A 20,383-nucleotide genomic window follows, 5' to 3' on the forward strand; every position below is an offset into this window, starting at 1 on the left:
GTCAAATTTGGCTTAAGATCATGATACAAAAAGACTTTCGTCAATTGAGCGGGACTGGTAGCGGCAATCGCCTGACCTCGCCCCTGTCCGCAAATAATCCACGGGAAGCCCTGCCCACCGCGGAACTGACCACGGGCCTGAGCGTAGTGGTCCCCGTCTATCGCAGCCAGGAGACGTTGCCCCCGCTGGTGGCCGAGCTAGCCGCCGTGCTCCCCCAACTTGCTAGCAAATATGAGCTGCTGTTGGTCAATGATGGCAGCCCCGACGATAGCTGGCCGGTAATTGAGCTATTGTGCCAAAAGTACCCCTGGGTGCGTGGGATTCGGATGATGCGTAATTATGGCCAGCACAATGCGATTTTGTGCGGGGTCCGCGCGGCCCGTTGCGGCACGATTGTCACGATGGATGACGATTTGCAGCATCCGCCAGCGGAAATTTCCAAGTTGCTCGCCAAGCTGGCCGAGGGGCATGACGTGGTGTACGGGACGCCGTCGAATTTGCCCCATTCCTGGTGGCGAAATTTTACCTCGCGCTTTACCAAACGGGCGTTTGCCCTGGCCACGGGGAATCACACGATCAAGGATATTAACGCCTTTCGCGCGTTTCGCACGCATTTGCGCGACGCCTTTGCCGATTTTCGCAGCCCCCAACTGCAAATCGACGTGCTGCTCTCTTGGGGGACAAATAAATTTGCCACCACTCCCGTACGCCAAGAACCGCGCAGCGTGGGGCGTTCCAACTACAGTTTTATGAAGCTGGTCAACCATACCATGCTCTTATTAACGGGTTTTAGCACGGCCCCTTTGCGGCTGGCTAGCTTTACCGGATTGGCCTTTACCGCGCTTGGCTTTTTTGTGCTAGCTTATGCGGTCATACGTTACTTTGTGGGGGAGGCCCAGCCAGGCTTTCCGTTTATCGCGGCGATTATTTCAATCTTTAGCGGGATACAGTTGTTTATCTTGGGGATTATCGGCGAGTATCTGGCCCGCATGTTCAACCGCAGCCTCGAGCGTCCGCCGTATGTGGCCAGTGAACAAATCGGCCAACTGGCGCTGGGCGACTCCGCCTTGGGGGATCATTCCAGCACCGAAATCGTCGATCCGGCAAACTGGAAAGGGACTCTCCCCGTTTGCAAAGCCGCATAGTTGGACGCTTTTCACGCTCGGCTACGAAAATAATCGCGATAAAAGATCTTATCCAAAATAAATGCCGCGCGGCATCCGCGGGCCAGACGATGTCAACGATTCGAGGTCAAGGGGACCGCACGGCGGGTTGGGTTTTACAATGCCTGTCGTACTATGTTTTTGGCACCATGCATACCATACAATTTGGCCGCGAAGCATATTCTGGCGGTCGTAAATGATACGCTGTTCGTGGGTTATTCTTGTTCCAGCAGGCTCAGGCTATTGTCCAGCGCGGATTCTTGTTGCTGAGGGGACAACCGGGATTCCCGCTCCCACTCTGGCACTTCCTTGACCACCCGGGCCACAATGCACCGGGCGGAGTTAAAGTGACACACCGATTCGATTTTATGCAGGTAATGCTCTTCGATAAATGGCCCCAGCAGTTGCAAACAGATCGGCTGGGTCACCTGCAGTAGATCGTCGCGGGAACACATTTCACGGGCCAGATCGCGAATCCCAAAATGCGCTTTCATTCGCTCGTTAAATGGCGTTCGTTGGGGCCAGCCCAGGGCTAAAATGCGCACACCCGCCAATTCCCGCTGGCTGGACAGCGGCCCCATCGCCTCATACGGAAAGCAACTGGACCAGCAGACAAACAGGCGTTCCTGCTGGTTGTCGGCTTTCATGGCGGTCAGCACTTCCTGGTACAACCGTCGTTCTTTGATCCTTTCTCGCCCTCGCCGATATTGCGTATAGACATGCACCGTCAGGCCCACGATCACCAGTCCGACCAGGCAATTTGCCAGAACACGGTAGGGTTGCAGGCTCATTCCGCGCTTGGCGGTCGAGTGGGTTTCTCCCCAGCGAATCCACAGCCACAAGCGGGGCTTTCCTTGCGCATAAAACCGCGTTCGCCAATGGGAGTAAAACAAGGTCACGCAAATGGGAAACGCCAAGATGGGCAAAAATACCCGCGGCGGGGGAGTTTTACGAAAGACAATCAAATAGCATAACAGGGCCACCGCCATTCCCGCGGCCGCGGCGATAACCACAAAATTCATCCGCCGCCGCTCGACAAAAAATAGCGCTAGCGGCCAGGCCAACAAGAGTCCCTGCGTCGTGCGATGATGAAAAATTTCATAAATTCCTTCCCACACGGTGATCCATGTGGCCCGTTCCGCCTGCCAGGGATACGCGGCCAGCAACTTTTGCAAATTTTCCTTGCTATAGATCACGGGATCATCGTAAAACCAACACATCATCATGCTAAAATCGGCTTGGGACCAATTTACCGTCTGAAACACATGTTCCGTTTCGGGCGTGTAGCGCACCCAGCCTTCGTCATTAAATTTGACCCGCAGTTGATTGTACTGATAAAACGACGCCCAGCCCGCGTCCTGGGCGTAGTACCACTGATGGTAGCGCTCGGCGGCTAACACACCCAGCGTGGCCAAGCCCAACACGGCGCAGGTTACCGCCGTGGTAACAAGCCAGCGTCGTTGGCGCAGCCCCGCCAAGAGTAATACCGGCGCGGCCAAGGCCAAAACAAGGAAAAACGCGTCCAACCGCACCAAGCCACTCATCATCAAGCCACCCGCTGCAAGCAGCGACAAGATCCAGGGGCGTAACCGGTTCCCAGCGCGAAATTTGCCTGCAGCGGGATGGGCAGGCGAAACAGCTCCCCATTCACGCTGCGCGGCCAGCAGCAACAGAGCGCCCCCCGCGCCAATCAGGTAACCCGTGGTGGTAAATTGCACGTTATTGAGGAAGTATAAGCCCCCCGTGGCAAAATAAAGCCAAAAAATCCCCATGCGCAAGCGCGTGTAGCGCTGGCTGATGATCGCATATAACAAAGCGCTATTGGCCAGCCAGTGCAGGCCGTATAAATACATTCCGTACCAGGGCAAATGAGGCAGCGTCTGGTAACAAAACTTCAGCGCGCGGCCGATCAGCACGTTGGTAAACACCAGATGCTCGTCCGGGGCCAGGGCGATCCCCTTGCCTGAGGCGATCATATTCATGACCGCGTCATCGTTGGTGTCAAACCCCGGCACAAACACGGCAAACACCAAGCCCAACAAAATCGCCACATGCGTTAGCGAAAAACTGGCCGGCGACCGCCGGGCCCACCGCTCACAAGAGGCCCAGCCCGAGCGGCCGTAGCCGCGGAGTCGCGCGGCCCAGGGATACGGGTTGGACGTATTGACGGGCGGATCGATTTCGGCGCGACGACCAAAGGGACGTCGCAAGCGCGGGGGACGAAGGGCGGGGCTGTCAACAACAGTGGACACGCGGGATTTGCCGGAGAAAAATTTGCCCAAATGATGAAACGGGGCGAAATATAACTCAAACCGGCGGCATTGACCTAGAGCAGTTGCGCGGAAACGCGCAAGCAATGCTAGCTGATAGCGTAAATTGGAAACCGATTGTGTGACTTAGACTGAAAAAAACATCAGCCCAGGGAAATATAACGCCGCTCTATGAAAATAAAATGACTTCGCAATTTATAGACGCGGCCTAGTCCCACCACCACGACGCCGCCGCTTGGGGGCGGGTGTGGCCATGGTATTTGTGCTCATTGTGCAAAAAGCCCTTGGTCTCGGTAAAGAGATTGTCCGGATCAGCTAGCTTGGCGAGATCGACCCGCACCCCGCCGCTAATTCCCACAATGACTTGCTTCTTATTGACCACGCGGTGATTCACCACGGATTCCACCCACGCGGGGGCCACATCGCGTTGTGGTTGATAGGAACCCTCCGCGCCAAAGCAGGTCATATGCCACTCCGCCCGCTGGTCCAGGTCGTGTTGCTGCACAATCGCCCCCAATAGCGCCAGGTCAAACAAATTTCGCAAATCGGCATACACGGGATACTTTTGGGCGAGTTGCTCAAATTTGGCGGTAAAACTGCTGGTGAATTGGCGGTTTTGGTCGGTGGCGTTTCCCGTGTGCTGGCGCGTGCCGTCCGGGTCCAACAGTTCATTCTCGCTGAGGACCTGCACCCCCTGACCGCGAATGGCAAAAGCCTGTCCATCCACCGACCGCACCACTTTTTGATAATTCACGGCAAACCACCAGCGCAAGACCTCTAGCGGGGGGGCGCTTTCGCCCGGAGCGACACGTATCGCGTCCAAATAGTTCGTCACGCCCAGGACACCGGGTTCCAGTCCGATCCCGACCAGTTTCATGCGATAATCGGCCTCTACCAGCACCCGGGCCGCGCGGGTGCGGGGATCCAAGCCGTAAATTTCGATTTTTTGCCTCCCTAACTGTTGGCGGATTTGTTCCACCCAGGCGTCGCGGGCTTGTTTGCCGGGAGGAAGCGGTTTTTGGGTGGACGCGGTCAAAAATTCTTGCGTGGCGGCCAGGCGCTCTTTGGTGGGTGTGATGGAACAGCCAAAGATGGCGTTTTCTTGACTGAGCATGTGACGCAGGATCACCACGAGATCATCCAAATGCAACACAGGAGCTCCGGTGCGGGTGCTCAGGCAGCGGCCTTCCGGATCGCGCCGCCAACCCGCGGCGGGACCGGCAATGACAATATCCCGCTGTTGGGGATAAACAAAGATGTACTGAATTCGTTCTAGACCGGCCAGATAACGCAGATCGTCGGTCAAGGGGCGTCCCTCGGCCAAGGCGCGTTGCACGGCGGCTTCGAGTCGGACTAGGGAGATTTTGCGCAGGGCGCTCGGTTGTTCGATGGTGCCGCGCGGTTGTTGATTTTCTGTTTGAATTTTTTGTTGCAGGGCCGCCAATTGGGCCGTATCGTCCAACGTGGTGCGGCGTACTAGCAAACCCGTGGGATCGCAATAGACTCCCCCTTCAAATCCCTGGACATCTCCTTGGCCGCCATTTATTTTCCAGGTGTCGGGGGCGACGGTATTGGTGATCAAGTCAATCAACGCGTCAAAATCCGCCTCGGCTCCGCCGGTATTTCCCGCGGCATCGTTGTTGTTGATTTCAGTCGCGGTCTCCACCGGCAAATAGTGTGCGGGACGGGAGGGACCAATTTCGCGCAGCATTTGTACGCGAACGATATCGCTGGAAAGCTCAAAGGCGGTTCCGATCGCCGCGTTCCGTCCCCCCGCGGCGGCCTGCGCCGTCGCGATCCGAGTGATGGCCGCATCGCGCTCCGATGGCGATGATATCTTTCGCGCTTGGGCCAGGGCCAGGGAGAACTCTCCCGCCGCCAGATGATCCGCAATGGTATCGCCAGAGCTGGTCACGGCAGGGGGGCGATCCGCCCCGACTAACGGGGAATTTACCGCCGGTCCGCTGAAAAATACCAAGAGCGCCAGCATACTCGCGATCGCACCGAAGATCGGACCAAATTGCCTCTCGCGCATCGCACACCTCTTTAAAAGAAGATACTAGAATAGTCGCGCCTGTTCCGGGGCGCATCTCTAACCTAAGAGCGCAATATCGCGCGCGGGAGAGGGACTGTCAAGCAAATCCGGCTAGAGATGATTAAAGCTATGATTTTTGCCGCAATACGCTAGTTCTTTTACTAACCAGTGGGGGCGATTGACTAGCGCAAGGGGATCGTGGGGGGAAGTTTTCATTTGCCGGGCTGGGAATTTAGCACGCCGGCTTTTTGCAAAAAAGTTTCGATATCTCCCCACGCCGCCATCACGTTGGGGGGGTGGTCGTTATGGCCTCGATCAGTCCAACTAATAAACGTCGCGGCGGAATTAGCGGCGGCCAGGGCAGCACCATGCTCATGGGGAACAGTCCAATCAAGTTTGCCGTGCAGAATCAACAGGGGCTTTTGCCATGTGGAAACTGTGGCAAGATTGTCAAAACGCTCGCTACACAGGGCCCCCGGCAACCAATAGCGCCCCGCCATATCAATCAAGCTGGTATAGGTTGATTCCAAGATCAGCGCCGCCAGCGGCCGCTCCCGCGCGAGCGCGCAAGCCGCGCCGCCGCCCATGGATCGTCCATGCGCGACGACCCGCGTCGGATCCACATCCGGCCGCTTGATCAGTTGATCATAGGCCGCGACGGCGTTGGCGGAGATGGTCGCCTCGCACGGTTCGCCGCTGGAGCGGCCATAGTCGGGATATTCGACCAGCGCGACCCCGCAACCCCAGCTGCGGTAGGTTTGCAATAGCGTGGGCCAATCGTCAATTAACTCGCCATTGCCATGAAAATAGATAACCAGCGGCGCGCTGGCGGAGGGAACCACCTGCTTTTTTTCCGGGGAGGTGGCGCTTACAGGATGGATGGCGGCGGGTGGGTTAACGATCTTATTTGGCATCAACGGGGGCAGATACCAAACTTCGACTTTAGCGCCGTCCCGTTCCAACCAAAAAATTTCCCGCCCGGTATGATCCGCAAGCGGTTCGTTTGCCGACCGATGCCGACCGGGAAACATAATATGTCGCTGGGAAACGTACATTACGACCACATAAGATCCATACAGCAATCCCAAGAGAATTCCCCATCCCAGCCATCTGCGGGGAATAAATCGTGTTTTGGATTTGGCGTTTTGTGGCATGGTAAATACGTCTAAAATAGAAATTAGTTTCGGCTTTAATCCGCCGCGCCCAATCCTGTGGCGTGTAAAATTTATCCTGGGTGCCGCTTTGCGTACTTGCGATAAATCGCGGGATTATCCCCGCGATATTCCCGAGGGGCTTTCTTCTAGCTCATCATTGTAGTCTTCTCCCAACACGTCCTCCGCCAGCACGTCATCAAGGCTGTCATCCAGCAATTCCGGTTCTTCCTCGCTAATCATTTCCCGCAACTCCGGTTGCATCAGGTCGGCCGCGCTGTAGGTCCGCTCCTCCCGCCGACGCAAGTAGAGCTTGATCGGCACTTCGCCAAACGGCAGGTTATCCCGAAACACGCCCAAGAGATACCGCCGATACGTGGGCATGATCGCCAGGGGGTCGTTGCAAAAGAGCACGATGGTGGGGGGAGCGGCGTCCACCTGGGTGGCGTAGTAAATCTTGAGCCGTTTGTTTTTGACGATAGGGGGGGGATTTTGCTTGAGCGCGGCTTTGATCACGCGGTTTAGCTCGCCGGTGCTGACCCGCGCTTGGGTTTGCTTAAAAAGCATTTGCGCGTGATTGATCAGCGCCTTCATGTTCTTGCCGGTTTTTCCGGTGATAAACGCGATCGGCACGTGATGCATCGAGCGAAACGTGTCGCGCAAATACGTGACCCATTTCTCCGTGGGCAACTCGCCGTGCAGCAGGTCCCACTTATTCACCACAAAGATGCAAGGCTTGTAATTTTCCTCGATATAGTCGCATAGTTGTTTGTCAACCTTGCTAATCGGCTGCATCGGATCAAAAAACAAAAACACGATATCCGCGCGGCGAATGCTGCGTTCGGCGCGGTGCTTGCTGTAAAAGTCGATATCGGTGGTGACGCTTTTGCGGCGGCGCAACCCCGGGGTGTCGATCGCCACAAAGGTTTTGCCATCCAGTTCAAACCGCACATCAATGCTGTCGCGCGTGGTCCCCGCGATCTCGCTCACTATGACGCGCTCCGCCTGCGCCAAGGTATTGATAAATGTGCTTTTGCCCACATTGCGGCGGCCCACAATCGCCAGTTTCATATCGACATCGGCGGGTTGGCCATCCCCCGCCGTGGGTTCCGGCAGCCGCTGGACAATCATGCTTAGCAGTTCGCGGCGGTTGCGGTTTTGCAGCGTGCTGACCCGGATCAATTTTCCGCGGCCTAGCTTATAAAATTCGTCCGCCTGCGTGTCATAAGTGTCATCGTCGGTTTTGTTGGCGACCAGGATTGTCGGGACATCGATATAGCGGAGCCGCTTGGCCACGTCATAATCAGCCGGAGTCAACCCCGTCCGGGTATCCACCACAAACAAAATCACCGCCGCGGATTCGAGCGCGGCGTCAATCTGGCTTTCCACGGCCTCATTAAGATTGTCCGGGTCGTCAAATCCCATCCCCCCGGTGTCCACAATTTCAAAAAAGCGGTCATCCTCGCATAATAAATAGGTCAAACGATCGCGCGTCACCCCCGCCGTCTGATCCACAATGGCTAGCCGCTTGTGCGCTAACCAGTTGAACAGACTTGACTTGCCGACATTTGGCCGGCCAACGATGACGACTTGGGGAACTGCCATAAAAAAATCAGGAAATATCAAATCCGTGCGCTAACGTAAATTTAACTATTATTGTAGTCTAATTGCCCCGGGATTTTTGGGATAGGTGGTTCCAGGCATGGCTAGAATCTCCTAAGTCAAAATCACGCCATGAGTTAAGTTGCCGCAACCTGGTTGGGCCTTGCCCAATCGCCCGAAAACCATCACACTGCCAGTTCGCCCGGCGGCATGTATTCTTTGGGATAAACTTAGCCTGAACGGGTATTTTTTTTGTTACAGGAGCAGCTCCTTATGGAGGCGGGAATCGTCGGTTTGCCAAATGTGGGTAAAAGCACGCTATTTAACGTGCTTACCAGCAGTCAAGCGGCCCAGGCCGCCAACTATCCCTTTTGTACGATTGAACCAAATGAAGGGATCGTCAGCGTGCCGGATCCGCGGCTAGATCGGATTGCCGCCTTGATCCAACCCCAACGCATCGTTCCCGCCATGCTCAAGCTGGTGGATATCGCGGGTATCGTCAAAGGGGCCAGCGAAGGGCAGGGCCTGGGTAACAAATTTCTTAGCCATATCCGCGAAGTTGACGCTATTTTGCAGGTGGTTCGCTGTTTTGACGATCCCGATGTCACGCACGTCGCGGGCAAGGTGGACCCGCTGTCAGATATCGAAACGATCGAAATGGAGCTAATGCTGGCGGATTTGCAATCGATTGAGACATCCTTGCCAAAGGCGCAGCGGGCCGCCAAAGGAGGGGACAAAGAGTTAAAACTCAAGGCCGACGCCCTAGAAATCTGCCAAAAGCAACTCGCCGAAGGATTGCCCCTGCGGACATTAAAGCTAGAGGAAACACTTCGCGCGGCGGTAAAAAGCTACGGCTTTATGACGGATAAACCAATTTTGTTTGTCGCGAATGTGGACGAAAACGACCTGCACGGCACGGGACCCCTGGCCCAGAAAGTCCGCGATTACGCGGCGAACCATGGCGCCAATGTGGTTCCGGTTTGCGCCAAGTTGGAGGCCGAAATTGCCGAACTAGCCCCCGCGGATCGGGCGGAAATGCTGGAATCCGTCGGCCTGACCGAGCCAGCGCTCAGTGTACTAGCGCGCGAGGCTTACCGCACGCTGGGCCTGCAAAGCTACTTTACCGCGGGAGAAAAGGAAGTTCGCGCCTGGACGATTCCCATCGGAGCAACAGCACCGCAGGCGGCCGGGGTGATTCATACGGACTTTGAAAAAGGCTTTATCCGGGCCGAAGTCTACAGTTTACCCGATTTGGAAACCTATAAAACCGAAAAAGACCTGCGCGCCGCGGGAAAACTACGGACCGAAGGGAAAGGGTACGTAATGGCTGACGGCGATATTTGTCATTTCTTATTTAATGTGTAACACCCGCCGTCAGGGCCGCGGCTAGGAAATTTACCATATTCGAGGCAGGCTTAACTCATTACCTGGAAATAATTTGCGGCAAACCTTTTTTCCGGCAATTGCCGGGATGTCGGTAAATTGGGTGGTGAACGCTTGGTTTGAGTAACTTTAACGATTACATAAACTCTATTGCAGTCTCATCTTAAAGCAAAAATCGCGCACCCCGGTGGGTGACTTTTGGCTTGCATTTGGCAACAAAACGGCGTAATGTAAAAATTTGGTTGATAGCCCGAGACCATATTTTTACTCTATTTTGACAATTGCGTTGAGCGGTCTCATTCATCATTCGCATGCAAGACATTTTACTTTATTACCAGCAAATCACTCCGACGACTTGGATTTACTTGTCGTCGTTGCTCACGATTAGCTTGTATTTTAAATTCAATCGCGTCTGGAGCTTAAGAAATTTTGACCTCCTGGCGTTAATTTGTTTCGCCCCGGGTTTGGTCTTGGTTGATTCGGGCAAAAAACTCGCCCGCGCCGATATCGAATTAATCGGCTACATCTGGATCTTTGCGGTCATTGGCGTGTTTTGCCTACGGATGCTGCTTGACCCCATGATGGTCCGTCGTCCGCTTTTGGAACCAAATATGACCCTCGGCGGGATGACATTTTTAGCCGCTTCATTATTAGTATTTCTCATAGCAAAAATTCTGACCGTGGGACCTGACGAGCTGGGTGATAAAAATTTGGCAAAGCCCGCCAGCCCGGCTCCTGCTATCGTCGCAAAAGCAGACATAACCGATCTGGGCACTGCCGCGGATTTAGCCAAAAGCAATCTGCCGGAGGAAAATAAGCGGCCATCCGCACCGCCCGTCTCAAGTGCAGTTCCCCCGACGGCTGCGGTGGAATCACCCCCTCAACAACCATTGGAAAAACCAGCGGCCTCTAGCGATGTGGCAGCGGTAAAAATTCCGCCAAAGAATGACCTTCCATCCCAAACCGAAAAATCCACGCAAGATATAGCAAATCCGGTTGGGGCCAATGCTCAAGGGGCGGATGCATTAGTGACGGCCGATCCGTTAGCAATCGCCAAAAGCGAAGCCGATCCCTATGAGCAAGCCAAAAATTCCATCAGCGAAGAAGCCAAACTAAGCCAAAGTGGGCCTGGATTTTGGTTATTTCGGGTGATTCCCGACATTGCCACCCCCATTTTTACCGATCAATCCGAAAACGCCAGCAAGTCCGTACAACAACAAAGCGAAGCCCGCAATATTGCGGCCGCCCGCACGCTTTCAATCTTTGGTCTGTTGGCGGTGGTGGCGGGGATTGTGGTGATTGGATATCAGCACTTTGGCAATCTTACGACCGGGATCGCCGCCGCGCTCTTGTACATGCTGTTACCCTATTCCGCGTTTTATATCTTGTTTGTAAAGCATATTTTGCCCGCCGCCATTCTCACCTGGGCGATTGTAGTTTATCGCCGCCCCTTGTTGGCCGGATTGATGCTGGGGATGGCCAGCGGCATGGTTTATTATCCGATCTTTTTATTGCCGTTGTGGGTGTCGTTTTATTGGCAGCGGGGATTGTGGCGATTTGTGGGGGGGGTGCTGGCGTCGATGGCGTTGTTAATGTTGATCACGGCGTTTTATGCCAGCGGCGTGGATGACTTTTCCAGTAAAATCCGCCTGATGTTGGGATTTATTTTTCCCACGGAGCAACCGGAAGGTTTTTGGGGAGTGATTGAGCTAAAATATCGCGTCTATCGCATTACTATCTTAGCCGCGCACATCGCGCTGTGTGGCAGTTTTGCCATCTGGCCCGCGCAAAAGAATTTGGGGACGCTCTTAAGCTGTTCGGCGGCGGTCATGCTCAGCACGCAATTTTGGGCGGCGTTTGGCGGCGCGGTCTCGATGGCTTGGTTTTTGCCGCTGCTGTTGCTGACAATCTTCCGTCCCAATTTGGAGGATCGGATCGCGTTGTCGGTCCTAGGCGAGGGGAAATGGCTGACGCGGCGAAGCGTACCGGGAATTCTCAGCCAGGCTGCGTAACCATGGGCCATTTTTCGATATAAAAGTTTTTGCTAGTGCTAGCCCGGGTTGCTTCCAGCAAACATAATTGAAAATCCATGTAACTAGATGTTATTTGTTAGAGGAAATCATCGGTAGCTTTGCAACCCACCTCCCTCCCGCCCCCCCTTGCGCTGGCGCTAGCGGGTAACAGTTTTAGCCCCGCCTTTTCGCCGCTGGTCCCCATGCTCTCCGCCGTAATTCCCGTTTATAACGAAGTCGAGAGCCTGGAACCCTTGTACGGGGAATTGGCCGCGGTCGCGCGGGATCAGCAACTCGAATTAGAGATTGTGTTTATTGATGATGGCTCCACGGATGGTTCATGGCGGGTCATAGAGGAACTGGCGTTGCGGGACGCGCGGGTGCGGGGGATTCGCTTTCGCCGCAACTTTGGCAAGGCGGCCGCGCTGTCGGCGGGCTTTGCCGCGGCGCGGGGCGAATTTGTGCAAACCTTGGATGCCGATTTGCAGGACGACCCGCGCGAGATACCTCGGTTTTTGAGCGCCCTCGAGACCGGCTTGGACGTGGTTAGCGGTTATAAGCAAATTCGTCACGATCCCTGGCACAAGGTCGGACCCTCCCGCGTGTTTAATGCCCTTGTTAGTTGGTTGACGGGGGTTAAGCTGCATGACCATAACTGCGGCATGAAATGCTACCGCCGCGAAGTCCTGGGAGAAGTCCGCTTGTACGGCGAATTGCACCGCTTTGTCCCCGTATTAGCCGCGGCCCGCGGCTTCAAAGTGGGAGAGATCGTCATCCAGCACCGCGCGCGAAAATTCGGCGCGTCCAAATACGGCTTTAATCGCTTTATCAAGGGATTTTTAGACTTATTGACTGTTAAATTTTTGACCGGCTACGGTCAACGCCCGCAACATTTACTGGGGACGATCGGACTTATTTCCTTTGGGTTGGGACTGCTGGGGTTGGTGGGTTTGGCGTTGGGCTGGTCGTATGACCAAATCTGGGGCGGGGCGGGGCAAATCCAGCCATTGCACCAGCGTCCCCTGCTGATGTACAGCATGTGCGCCTTTTTGTTTGGGGCGCAGGTCCTGATGACTGGTTTATTGGCGGAATTGCTGACCGCCTATTATGGGCCAGATCACACCGCCTATAGCGTGGCGGAACGGACGATGGCGCCCCCGGATGACACCTCCCCGGGGCAACCCGCCGGGTCCATCCGGCCCCAACATCCCGCGCGGGTAACTCTCTAAGGCGTAGGATCACATCCCGGGGGATAACCATGCAGCCATCTTCTCTCTTGGATTCCCCCGCGGCATTTCGCCGCGCGATTTACGCGCTTTTGATTGGTATCGCGGCCGCGCAATGGCTGGGGCGAATCATGGCGGTCAATTCATTGGATGTGATCGGGCTGGAACGGGACCTCAACAATCCCTCCAATCTGGCCAAGCGGGTCGAAAGCACCCGTAAAAACTGGCAATCCCGCGGAATTCCCTTTTCCGAGGAGCAGCTCCTCGCTACTGTAAAGCAATCCGTGCAACTGCAACGCCCGTTTCTAAGCGGTAATGACCGCAGCCGCTGGCTGACCGTCCGGGCGCTCGTGGAAGGGGGAACCTATGAGATTGATGAATACTTTCAGCAGCCCGGTTGGGATTCGATCGACATTGTGTGCAAGCCCAACGCGGCGGGAGAGTTGCGGTTTTACTCCAGTAAACCGCCATTCATGGCCACGGTTATCGCGGGTCAATATTGGCTACTACACAAGTTAACCGGCTGGACCCTGGGGGATCATCCCTACGAGCTAGGCCGAATCATGTTGATCACGACCAACATCCTCCCCGCCGTGATTGCGTGGTGGCTGTTGGCCTTGCTAATTGATCGCTGGGCTATCAGTGACTGGGCCAAAATCGCCCTAGTCGCCGGGCTTTGCTTTGCCACCATGCTCACGCCTTTTATGATCGCGCTCAATAACCATTTGTGGGGCGCCGCCAGCGCGGTTTACGCCATCTGGTGTTGGCAGGGACTCTTTTTATCCGGCACGCAAAATACTCTCCCCCGGATGTTGTGGCTAGCCTTTTGGACCGGTCTTTGGGCCGGTGTGTGTGTTACCTGCGAACTGCCCGCCGCGGCTTTTTTGGGGTTATTACTGTTACTTTTGCTTTGGCAATTTGGCCTCCGCGCGGCTCTTGCGGCGACGGCGGGAGCCGTGTTTGTTTTGGCAATGACGTTAGGATTAAATTATTTGGCGATAGGGACGCTCAAACCGGCCTATGCATTTGGGGCGGGTGATGCCCGCAATAGTCGATTATCTGCCGCAGCCGATCAAAACCCGGATCCTGCCCCGGACAGTGCCAAAACCTTCAAACGCGATCCCGCGGCCAATCCCAGCTCTTGGGCCCCATTATCGGTCACGGCCCCTAATCCTGCGAATTGGTACGATTATAAATACACCCGTAAAATTGACGGGAAAGAGGTTAAAAGCTACTGGCTGGCTCCTAATAATCCCATTGATCAAGGAGAGCCGCATGTCGGCGTGTATGCATTTCACGCGTTGGCGGGGCATCACGGTCTGTTTTCACTGACACCGCTGTTGTTATTAACGGTGCCGGGGTTAATCATCTGGCTTCGTCACGGCACCCCGGAACAGCGGCAATTTGCCCTACTTATCAGCGCGGTTAGTGTTATTTGCACCGGTTATTTTATTTTCGGGATGAATCAGGCCCAGCGGAATTACGGGGGCAACACAACTGCCTTTCGTTGGTTATTGTGGTTGCAGCCGCTGTGGATCATCGCGGCAATTCCCGCGACCGATTGGCTGGCGGGCCGCCGTTGGGGCCGCTTCGGTTTTTTGGTTTTGCTGGCCCTGTCTGTCTTCTCCGCCAGTTACCCAACCTGGAATCCCTGGGTACAACCCTGGTTATGGAATGCCATGCAATATTGGGGCTGGCCGACGATGTCTCTAGCGGCATGAGGATGTCAGCCGCTTTGGGATTTTAGTTCTGATGGGTTGTTTTTGGCACTCCCATGCGAAACATGAGAACCGTCAGCCAGGACAAGCTTGCGTGAAACCGCAGAAAATCGCGGGAGTTCGCTGTATCAAGGTTCTTATTATGTTTTTTGACTCTTTCCATCTCTAATTTTATGCAACTTTTAATAAATTCATGCATGGATTTGAACTATTGGTGGGTGCACACCCCGGCGAAGATAAATATCACACTAGAAGTTTTGGGTAAAAGAGCCGATGGCTATCATGGCATTCGCAGCTTAATGTTGCCGATTGCTCTTTATGACACACTCCGGTTGGACATCCCCCCCCGATTGGCAAATGAGAACAATTCTCAATTGCAGTTGGATTGTTATTGGTCGGAGCAATTCTTTACGGGGCGAAAATTGGATTGTTACGACACGAAAACAAGCGATTCATCACTGCCGGGAAGAGAAAGCTTACCCACGGATCATCATAATTTGGTTTACCGCGCGGTGGAGTTATTGCGAAAAAAAACCGGTTTTTTGCAGGATTTGCGGTTAACGCTATGTAAGCGCATCCCCACCCAGGCGGGTCTGGGGGGTGGTTCGAGCGATGCCGCCGCGGCGCTCGTGTTGGTGAACCAGGCCTGCCGGTTAGGGCTGGATTGCCGGACATTGCAGGAATGGGGGGCGGAAATTGGAAGCGATGTGCCGTTTTTTATTAGTCCCGAACCGGCGGTGGTGGAAGGACGCGGAGAAAAAAAGGTTTCCATTTCTGGCGTTCCTCGGTTACATTGGATTTTGATTAAGCCGCGTGTGGCATTATCCACCGCGGCCGTTTATCGGCGGTTTGAATTGATGGCGGGTGAACCGCGGGCGACAGTCGATTTTACCTCGGCGGCGACCGCGGCGCTCTTAACCGGTGATGTGTGCTTATTAGGCAAGAATATGCACAATGATCTGGAATCGGCGGCGCACGTATTGGCAGCAGAGATTGGCACAATCAAAGATGAATTGCGGCAGGCGGGTTGCATGACCCAATTGATGAGTGGCAGCGGTTCAAGTTTTTTTGGTCTGGCACGTTCGGCTCGTCACGCCAGGAAGATTGCGGGACGATTGCAAGCCCGTGGCTTGGGTCAGGTCTGGGCATTGCAGAACTGAATTGTGGGCGACCACTCTCATGATTGGATGGAGAGTGCCAATGGATATCACCGAAGTACGCATTAAACTAACCGAAGATAGCAGCGAGCGCTTGCAGGCGTTTTGCTCGATTACATTTGATCATTGCTTTGTCATTCGTGATCTCAAGATCATCGAGGGGACAAATGGCCCTTTCGTGGCCATGCCCAGCCGCAAATTGACGGCGCATTGTCCCCAATGTGGCTGTAAAAATCATTTGCGGGCTGGTTATTGCAATCAATGCGGGATGCGATTGCCCCCCGACCGCGTGGTAAAGGATGAGGATGGCCGGGCCAAGCTTTACGCCGACATCGCCCATCCCATCAATTCTGTCTGCCGAGAAATGATCCAAGAAAAAGTGGTGGCGGAATATTATTTGGAGTTGGAACGGGCCAAGCAGCCGGGCTATGTTTCGCGGTATGATGATTACGATTACGAGGATTTTCATCCCGCGCGCAACACCCATGCCCGCCATAATCCGCCGCATTACGCCAAATCCGCCGCGCCGGATAAACCCGCCCAGCATGCCCCCCGCGCGCCCCATGTCAAACACCAGCCCCCCCCCAGCGCCAATCATCATAACCACCCTCCCGCCGGTCAAGCGGGGGACTTTGGAGCGGGCATTTTTTAAGTTTGCTCTTAATTAGGTAATCCATCCTTTAATGCTCAGTCGCTAGCGCGGATCAAGGACTGAACGCGGATTGAGGGTGGTCAGTCGCAAGATATCCCCTGGCTCGAGCGACGTTTCGGTGGACAAACGCTTCGCCGCCAATGTCAATCCCACCGCCGACCCCACCAGATGCCCCCCGTCCGGCGACCGCGCGACCAGATCGGGACCGATCCGCAATTGCCAGCGGCCCAGCGTATAGTCTCCCGGTCCCAACCCCGCCGGGGCAATGGCGTCGCTGACCACGATCGCCCGGTCGATCCCAATCAGGCGGAGGTAATTTTCTAGCACAAAAAACGGCACATGCGCGCCGTCGGCAATCAGCGTGACCAAAAAGTGTTCGCGCAGGGCCAGGACGCGTTGAATGATGTTATCATGCCGGGGTAAGAGAGCCGGGCAGCCGTTTCCCAGGTGCGTAAAGAGGGTGCAGCCCGCTGCCGCGGCGGCGCGTAATTGCGCTCGACTGGCGTCCGTGTGTCCCGCCGCGACGCACACGTTCCGTTCTGCTAAAAAACGCGTTACGCGCAGTTGGTCATCCGCCTCGGGTGCCAGGGTCACCAGTCGGACCAGCCCGTTTCCCGCCACGAGCAGTTGTTCCATGCTGGAAACATCCGCTGGCAAAATCGCGTCGCGGGGGTGCGCGCCGCGGTAACCGTCGGCCGGATTCAAAAACGGCCCCTCCACATGCAATCCGATCAAACAATCTTGGATGTGGGGTAGTTCGCCATAATAGGCCGCCAGCCGCGCCAACCGCGCACACATCACGGGTACATGATCGGTGATAACCGTCGCCAAAAACTGTCCCACTCCATCCGCCACCAATTGCGCGCAGGCCAGTTCCATCTGCGCCGCGGTTAGTGTGTCACTATTGAAATCCACGCCGCCATAACCGTTAACTTGTAAATCGCAGGGAAGCATGGTTGTCCAAATTTTTGCCCCGTCAGAGTTTTAGTGTCGTCATCACACTCCGTGTGATGCATCAAACTGCAATGGCAGCGCAACCTTAGGGTAATGACCAATTAACACACCCTCTCACGGAGTGAGAGGAGTACAATTCGTCGCCAGTTGCGCGGCGGTCAGTGTGTTAAGGAGCAGCATGGCCACGGTCAGCGGCCCAACGCCTCCGGGGACCGGGGTAATGGCTCCAGCAACCTGTTGTACCGCGTCAAAGTCCACGTCGCCGCATAGCTTGCCCATGGCATCCCGATTGATCCCCACATCGATGACGGTCGCCCCGGGGCGCACCATTTCCGCTGTCACATACCGCGGCTGGCCAATCGCCGCTACCAAGATTTCCGCCTCGCGCGTGTGCCAGGCGACTTCCCGCGTTCGGCTATGGCAGACGGTGACCGTGGCATCGGCCCCTTTTTGCAACAGCATATTAGCCAGCGGCTTACCCACGATGTCGCTACGACCCAGGATCACGACCCGCCGACCCGTCAGAGAAATACCCGATCGCTGGCAAAGTTCTAACACCCCCCGGGGGGTACAAGGAAGAAACCGGGGTCGTCCCTGCACCAACAAGCCGACATTTTCCGCGTGAAACGCATCCACGTCTTTACGCGGGTCAATGGCGTCCAACACCCGCGTGGTGTCGATATGCGCGGGAAGGGGCAACTGCACCAAGATTCCATGCGTGGCGGGCTGATCGGCCGCGGGCTGGTTCAGGCGATAAATCAATTCCAATAATTCCGCGGTTGTGGTGGACTGCGGCAGGGTGTACAGTCTTCCCCGCATCCCCACTTTTTCACACGCCAGGGCTTTATTGCGCACATAGACCTGGCTGGCGGGATTTTCCCCCACCAGCACCACATCCAGCGCGGGGACTACTTTCGTGCGCGTGACAAATTCGGCAACCTGGCCAGCCAGTTCCGCCTGAATTTGCGCCGCACAGGCTTTGCCATCAAGAATCCGGGCCGTCATTGTTCGCCAATCCCTTTATATCGCGGGCGGGGTTTATCCCATGAGCCGATTTGTAGTAGAATTCTACCATGCCCGCCATGCAACTGGGAATCGCCTTATCGTCTTTGGGAATGCCGCTGAAGCACGCGCTGCCACTGTGCGCGCATTGGCAACTTTTGTTCGTAGAACTCGACCTGCGCCGGCAGTTTCAACCCGCTGACTTTGGGCCGAGCGCGATTCGCCAATTTCGCAAGTTATTGGCCGATTACAACGTTCGTGTCGGCCAAGTAAGCTATCCCACCCGCCGAGGTTTTGGCGAATCGGCCGACCTAGAGGCCCGCTGCGCCGGTATACGCGCCGCGATCAAATTCGCCGCCGCCCTGAACTGTCGACAGATTAGCACCCAAATCGGTCCCCTCCCCGCGGAATACACCACTGGCGGCGGTCGCCTGTTGGTGGATGTCCTTACCGACCTGGGTCGCTTTGCCGATCACTTGGGCGTGCAAATTTGTGCCCAATCCGTGGGACAACCCGTGGCGGATTGGCAACAATTGCTGAGAAATATACCAGAAGGCTTGCTGGCGATCGATTTTTGTCCGGCGCAACTGCTGGCGGAAGGGATTGACCCCGTGGAGTGGCTGGCCTCCGTGTCCACGGCGATTCGGCTGGTGCGGTTGCAAGACGCCACACGAGGTTTTGGCCGGGGAAGGGGGCAACTGCTCCCCCTGGGGACAGGCAATGTTCCGTGGCCGGAGCTGTTGGGAACGTTGCAAGAGCACAATTATCGCGGTGGCTTTATGCTGGATCTGTCAGGCAGTACAGACCCCGAGCCAGCCCTGGAACAAGCGGTGACATACATCCGCGCGCTCTAAAGGGTTTCTTCCGCTAATTTTTCCATAGAACAACAACCACTAACGGCAACGGCGGTTTCTATTTTAACAAGCCAGGGGCCGCGCCTTGATTCGCTTGGCGTATCGGGTCGGAGGGAAGTGTGGCCATGGGGCCATTTGGCGGAGTGGTGGATGGGGGTGTGTTCGCGGCGGGTTGCTGCGCGGTGACGGTTGTGGTCGTTGCCGGAAAGGTAGTTGCGGTGGTGGTCGCGGGTGGCGTTGTCCCCAGGGTGGCGGGGGCGGTCCCCGCCGCGGGGGGCACATAATTTGGGTCGCTGCGGCGTTCAATTTCGGCCGCGATCGCCTGCTGCTTATGCTCTAAATCGGTTTTGTTCTCAAAATCCATCAGTAGCGGTTCTTCGCCGGGAAACACTTGCAGGGCCATGCCGGCGATTCGCCATCCTTGCTCGGTGGTGCGCAACGCCCACAGCACTTGCTGCTTTTCCATCGCAGGGTCGCTTTTATCAACGTATTCACAGCCGACGTGGGCGACCATCCCTTTGTCGGTTTGCAAAAATTGCACGGCCTTGATGCTGTATTCCAGCCCCGGACTGCTGGGAGGGTTAATGTCCAACGAGGTTTGCTGAATCGTTTGGCGAGCCGTGGGAGTGATGAGGGCGTCGGCGGCGGATTTGTTGCCGGATTTGACCGCGGCCATGAATTCCAAGACGATTTGATCCGCGGTCTTGCCATCGGCAGTTGTCGTGCTAGCAGTGCCCGATTGCTGGGTAGCGGCGACGGGAGGGGTATTTTCGGCGGACCCGCAACCCACCAGACTTAGCAGTCCGCAGCAACTCCCCACGAGCAAGAAAATCCTGGAAAACATGGCCATTCCCCACGCAGTAAAGGCAAAATAGCGGCATGATCCAAATAGCCGCCAAGCGCAGCGCGACGTCATGCCGCGCCGTCAACACGGGGAGCGAGATTACTGGAATTTACCCAGCGACGTCAAGGTCAGAAATGCCAGCAAAGCATAGTGTATTTATGTCACTACGTGTGATGAATCGATTAGCGGTAAAAGTTTTAGCCGCTTAGAGATTACCGATTGTCGTTTTCCCCTCACGGAGTGAGAGGAGGACAATGTAGCCCGCATACTCCGTGTACGGAAAAGCTAGCGGTGCCGAAAGATCATCGATCCGCGTGTCAATTTCCCCTCCTAGCACACTTGGTTCATCAACCGCCAATG

The 20,383-nt window shown here is 55.6% G+C and carries 15 protein-coding genes; 8 read left to right on the plus strand and 7 right to left on the minus strand.

Annotation, left to right across the window (positions count from 1 at the left end):
• The first annotated feature begins 20 nt into the window (after positions 1 to 20).
• The gene (locus SFX18_19685) at positions 21 to 1,145 is read left to right on the plus strand and encodes a glycosyltransferase family 2 protein (protein MDX1965377.1); all 1,125 of its coding nucleotides are present in this window, start codon (positions 21 to 23) and stop codon (positions 1,143 to 1,145) included.
• A 233-nt stretch (positions 1,146 to 1,378) separates the two neighbouring features.
• On the opposite strand, the gene SFX18_19690 is transcribed toward SFX18_19685, so the two are convergent.
• The 4 genes from SFX18_19690 to der all read right to left on the minus strand — a co-directional run bounded on the left by SFX18_19690 (position 1,379) and on the right by der (position 8,224).
• Positions 1,379 to 3,415 carry a hypothetical protein gene (locus SFX18_19690; GenBank protein MDX1965378.1) on the minus strand — a complete coding sequence of 679 codons (2,037 nt, stop codon included), beginning with the start codon at positions 3,413 to 3,415 and terminating at the stop codon, positions 1,379 to 1,381.
• Positions 3,416 to 3,641: 226 nt separating this feature from the next.
• On the minus strand, positions 3,642 to 5,468 hold the full coding sequence (locus SFX18_19695; protein ID MDX1965379.1) for a DUF1598 domain-containing protein: 1,827 nt from the start codon (positions 5,466 to 5,468) through the stop codon (positions 3,642 to 3,644).
• Positions 5,469 to 5,680: 212 nt separating this feature from the next.
• Positions 5,681 to 6,622 carry an alpha/beta hydrolase gene (locus SFX18_19700; GenBank protein MDX1965380.1) on the minus strand — a complete coding sequence of 314 codons (942 nt, stop codon included), beginning with the start codon at positions 6,620 to 6,622 and terminating at the stop codon, positions 5,681 to 5,683.
• Between the two features lie 114 nt (positions 6,623 to 6,736).
• A complete protein-coding gene (gene der, locus SFX18_19705; GenBank protein MDX1965381.1) occupies positions 6,737 to 8,224 on the minus strand; it encodes a ribosome biogenesis GTPase Der in 1,488 nt (495 codons plus the stop codon).
• 270 nt (positions 8,225 to 8,494) lie between these two features.
• Here der and ychF point away from each other — a divergent pair, with 270 nt between their 5' ends.
• From ychF to SFX18_19735, 6 genes are all read left to right on the plus strand, one after another.
• The gene (ychF, locus tag SFX18_19710) at positions 8,495 to 9,586 is read left to right on the plus strand and encodes a redox-regulated ATPase YchF (protein MDX1965382.1); all 1,092 of its coding nucleotides are present in this window, start codon (positions 8,495 to 8,497) and stop codon (positions 9,584 to 9,586) included.
• 329 nt (positions 9,587 to 9,915) lie between these two features.
• Positions 9,916 to 11,616, plus strand: a complete 1,701-nt coding sequence (locus tag SFX18_19715) for a hypothetical protein (GenBank protein MDX1965383.1) — start codon at positions 9,916 to 9,918, stop codon at positions 11,614 to 11,616.
• A 203-nt stretch (positions 11,617 to 11,819) separates the two neighbouring features.
• A complete protein-coding gene (locus tag SFX18_19720; protein ID MDX1965384.1) occupies positions 11,820 to 12,845 on the plus strand; it encodes a glycosyltransferase family 2 protein in 1,026 nt (341 codons plus the stop codon).
• A 29-nt stretch (positions 12,846 to 12,874) separates the two neighbouring features.
• Entirely contained in the window at positions 12,875 to 14,563 is a 1,689-nt protein-coding gene (locus tag SFX18_19725) for a hypothetical protein (GenBank protein MDX1965385.1), read from the plus strand.
• Between the two features lie 194 nt (positions 14,564 to 14,757).
• Positions 14,758 to 15,720 (plus strand): 4-(cytidine 5'-diphospho)-2-C-methyl-D-erythritol kinase, encoded by a 963-nt coding sequence (gene ispE, locus SFX18_19730; protein MDX1965386.1) that lies wholly within the window; start codon positions 14,758 to 14,760, stop codon positions 15,718 to 15,720.
• Positions 15,721 to 15,760: 40 nt separating this feature from the next.
• A complete protein-coding gene (locus tag SFX18_19735) occupies positions 15,761 to 16,369 on the plus strand; it encodes a SpoVG family protein (GenBank protein MDX1965387.1) in 609 nt (202 codons plus the stop codon).
• 42 nt (positions 16,370 to 16,411) lie between these two features.
• On the opposite strand, the gene SFX18_19740 is transcribed toward SFX18_19735, so the two are convergent.
• Both SFX18_19740 and SFX18_19745 read right to left on the minus strand, forming a co-directional pair.
• Positions 16,412 to 17,323, minus strand: coding sequence for an N-acetylglucosamine-6-phosphate deacetylase (locus SFX18_19740; GenBank protein ID MDX1965388.1), 912 nt, complete (start codon positions 17,321 to 17,323; stop codon positions 16,412 to 16,414).
• A 114-nt stretch (positions 17,324 to 17,437) separates the two neighbouring features.
• Complete coding sequence (locus SFX18_19745; protein MDX1965389.1) at positions 17,438 to 18,328, minus strand: bifunctional 5,10-methylenetetrahydrofolate dehydrogenase/5,10-methenyltetrahydrofolate cyclohydrolase; 891 nt, start codon at positions 18,326 to 18,328, stop codon at positions 17,438 to 17,440.
• A gap of 68 nt (positions 18,329 to 18,396) precedes the next feature.
• Here SFX18_19745 and SFX18_19750 point away from each other — a divergent pair, with 68 nt between their 5' ends.
• The gene (locus tag SFX18_19750) at positions 18,397 to 19,179 is read left to right on the plus strand and encodes a sugar phosphate isomerase/epimerase family protein (GenBank protein ID MDX1965390.1); all 783 of its coding nucleotides are present in this window, start codon (positions 18,397 to 18,399) and stop codon (positions 19,177 to 19,179) included.
• 58 nt (positions 19,180 to 19,237) lie between these two features.
• On the opposite strand, the gene SFX18_19755 is transcribed toward SFX18_19750, so the two are convergent.
• Complete coding sequence (locus SFX18_19755; GenBank protein ID MDX1965391.1) at positions 19,238 to 20,023, minus strand: hypothetical protein; 786 nt, start codon at positions 20,021 to 20,023, stop codon at positions 19,238 to 19,240.
• Positions 20,024 to 20,383 lie beyond the last annotated feature (360 nt).

It is taken from the genome of Pirellulales bacterium, from assembly GCA_033762255.1.
Classification (GTDB): domain Bacteria; phylum Planctomycetota; class Planctomycetia; order Pirellulales; family JALHPA01; genus JANRLT01.

Bases quoted from the DNA above. Each gene is read 5' to 3' on its own strand.
- SFX18_19720 (MDX1965384.1), top strand. From the start codon at position 11,820: ATGCTCTCCGCCGTAATTCCCGTTTATAACGAAGTCGAGAGCCTGGAA.
- SFX18_19755 (MDX1965391.1), bottom strand. From the start codon at position 20,023: ATGTTTTCCAGGATTTTCTTGCTCGTGGGGAGTTGCTGCGGACTGCTA.
- SFX18_19750 (MDX1965390.1), top strand. From the start codon at position 18,397: ATGCCCGCCATGCAACTGGGAATCGCCTTATCGTCTTTGGGAATGCCG.
- SFX18_19700 (MDX1965380.1), bottom strand. From the start codon at position 6,622: ATGCCACAAAACGCCAAATCCAAAACACGATTTATTCCCCGCAGATGG.
- SFX18_19695 (MDX1965379.1), bottom strand. From the start codon at position 5,468: ATGCGCGAGAGGCAATTTGGTCCGATCTTCGGTGCGATCGCGAGTATG.
- ispE (MDX1965386.1), top strand. From the start codon at position 14,758: ATGGATTTGAACTATTGGTGGGTGCACACCCCGGCGAAGATAAATATC.
- SFX18_19715 (MDX1965383.1), top strand. From the start codon at position 9,916: ATGCAAGACATTTTACTTTATTACCAGCAAATCACTCCGACGACTTGG.
- ychF (MDX1965382.1), top strand. From the start codon at position 8,495: ATGGAGGCGGGAATCGTCGGTTTGCCAAATGTGGGTAAAAGCACGCTA.
- SFX18_19685 (MDX1965377.1), top strand. From the start codon at position 21: ATGATACAAAAAGACTTTCGTCAATTGAGCGGGACTGGTAGCGGCAAT.
- der (MDX1965381.1), bottom strand. From the start codon at position 8,224: ATGGCAGTTCCCCAAGTCGTCATCGTTGGCCGGCCAAATGTCGGCAAG.
- SFX18_19745 (MDX1965389.1), bottom strand. From the start codon at position 18,328: ATGACGGCCCGGATTCTTGATGGCAAAGCCTGTGCGGCGCAAATTCAG.
- SFX18_19740 (MDX1965388.1), bottom strand. From the start codon at position 17,323: ATGCTTCCCTGCGATTTACAAGTTAACGGTTATGGCGGCGTGGATTTC.
- SFX18_19735 (MDX1965387.1), top strand. From the start codon at position 15,761: ATGGATATCACCGAAGTACGCATTAAACTAACCGAAGATAGCAGCGAG.
- SFX18_19725 (MDX1965385.1), top strand. From the start codon at position 12,875: ATGCAGCCATCTTCTCTCTTGGATTCCCCCGCGGCATTTCGCCGCGCG.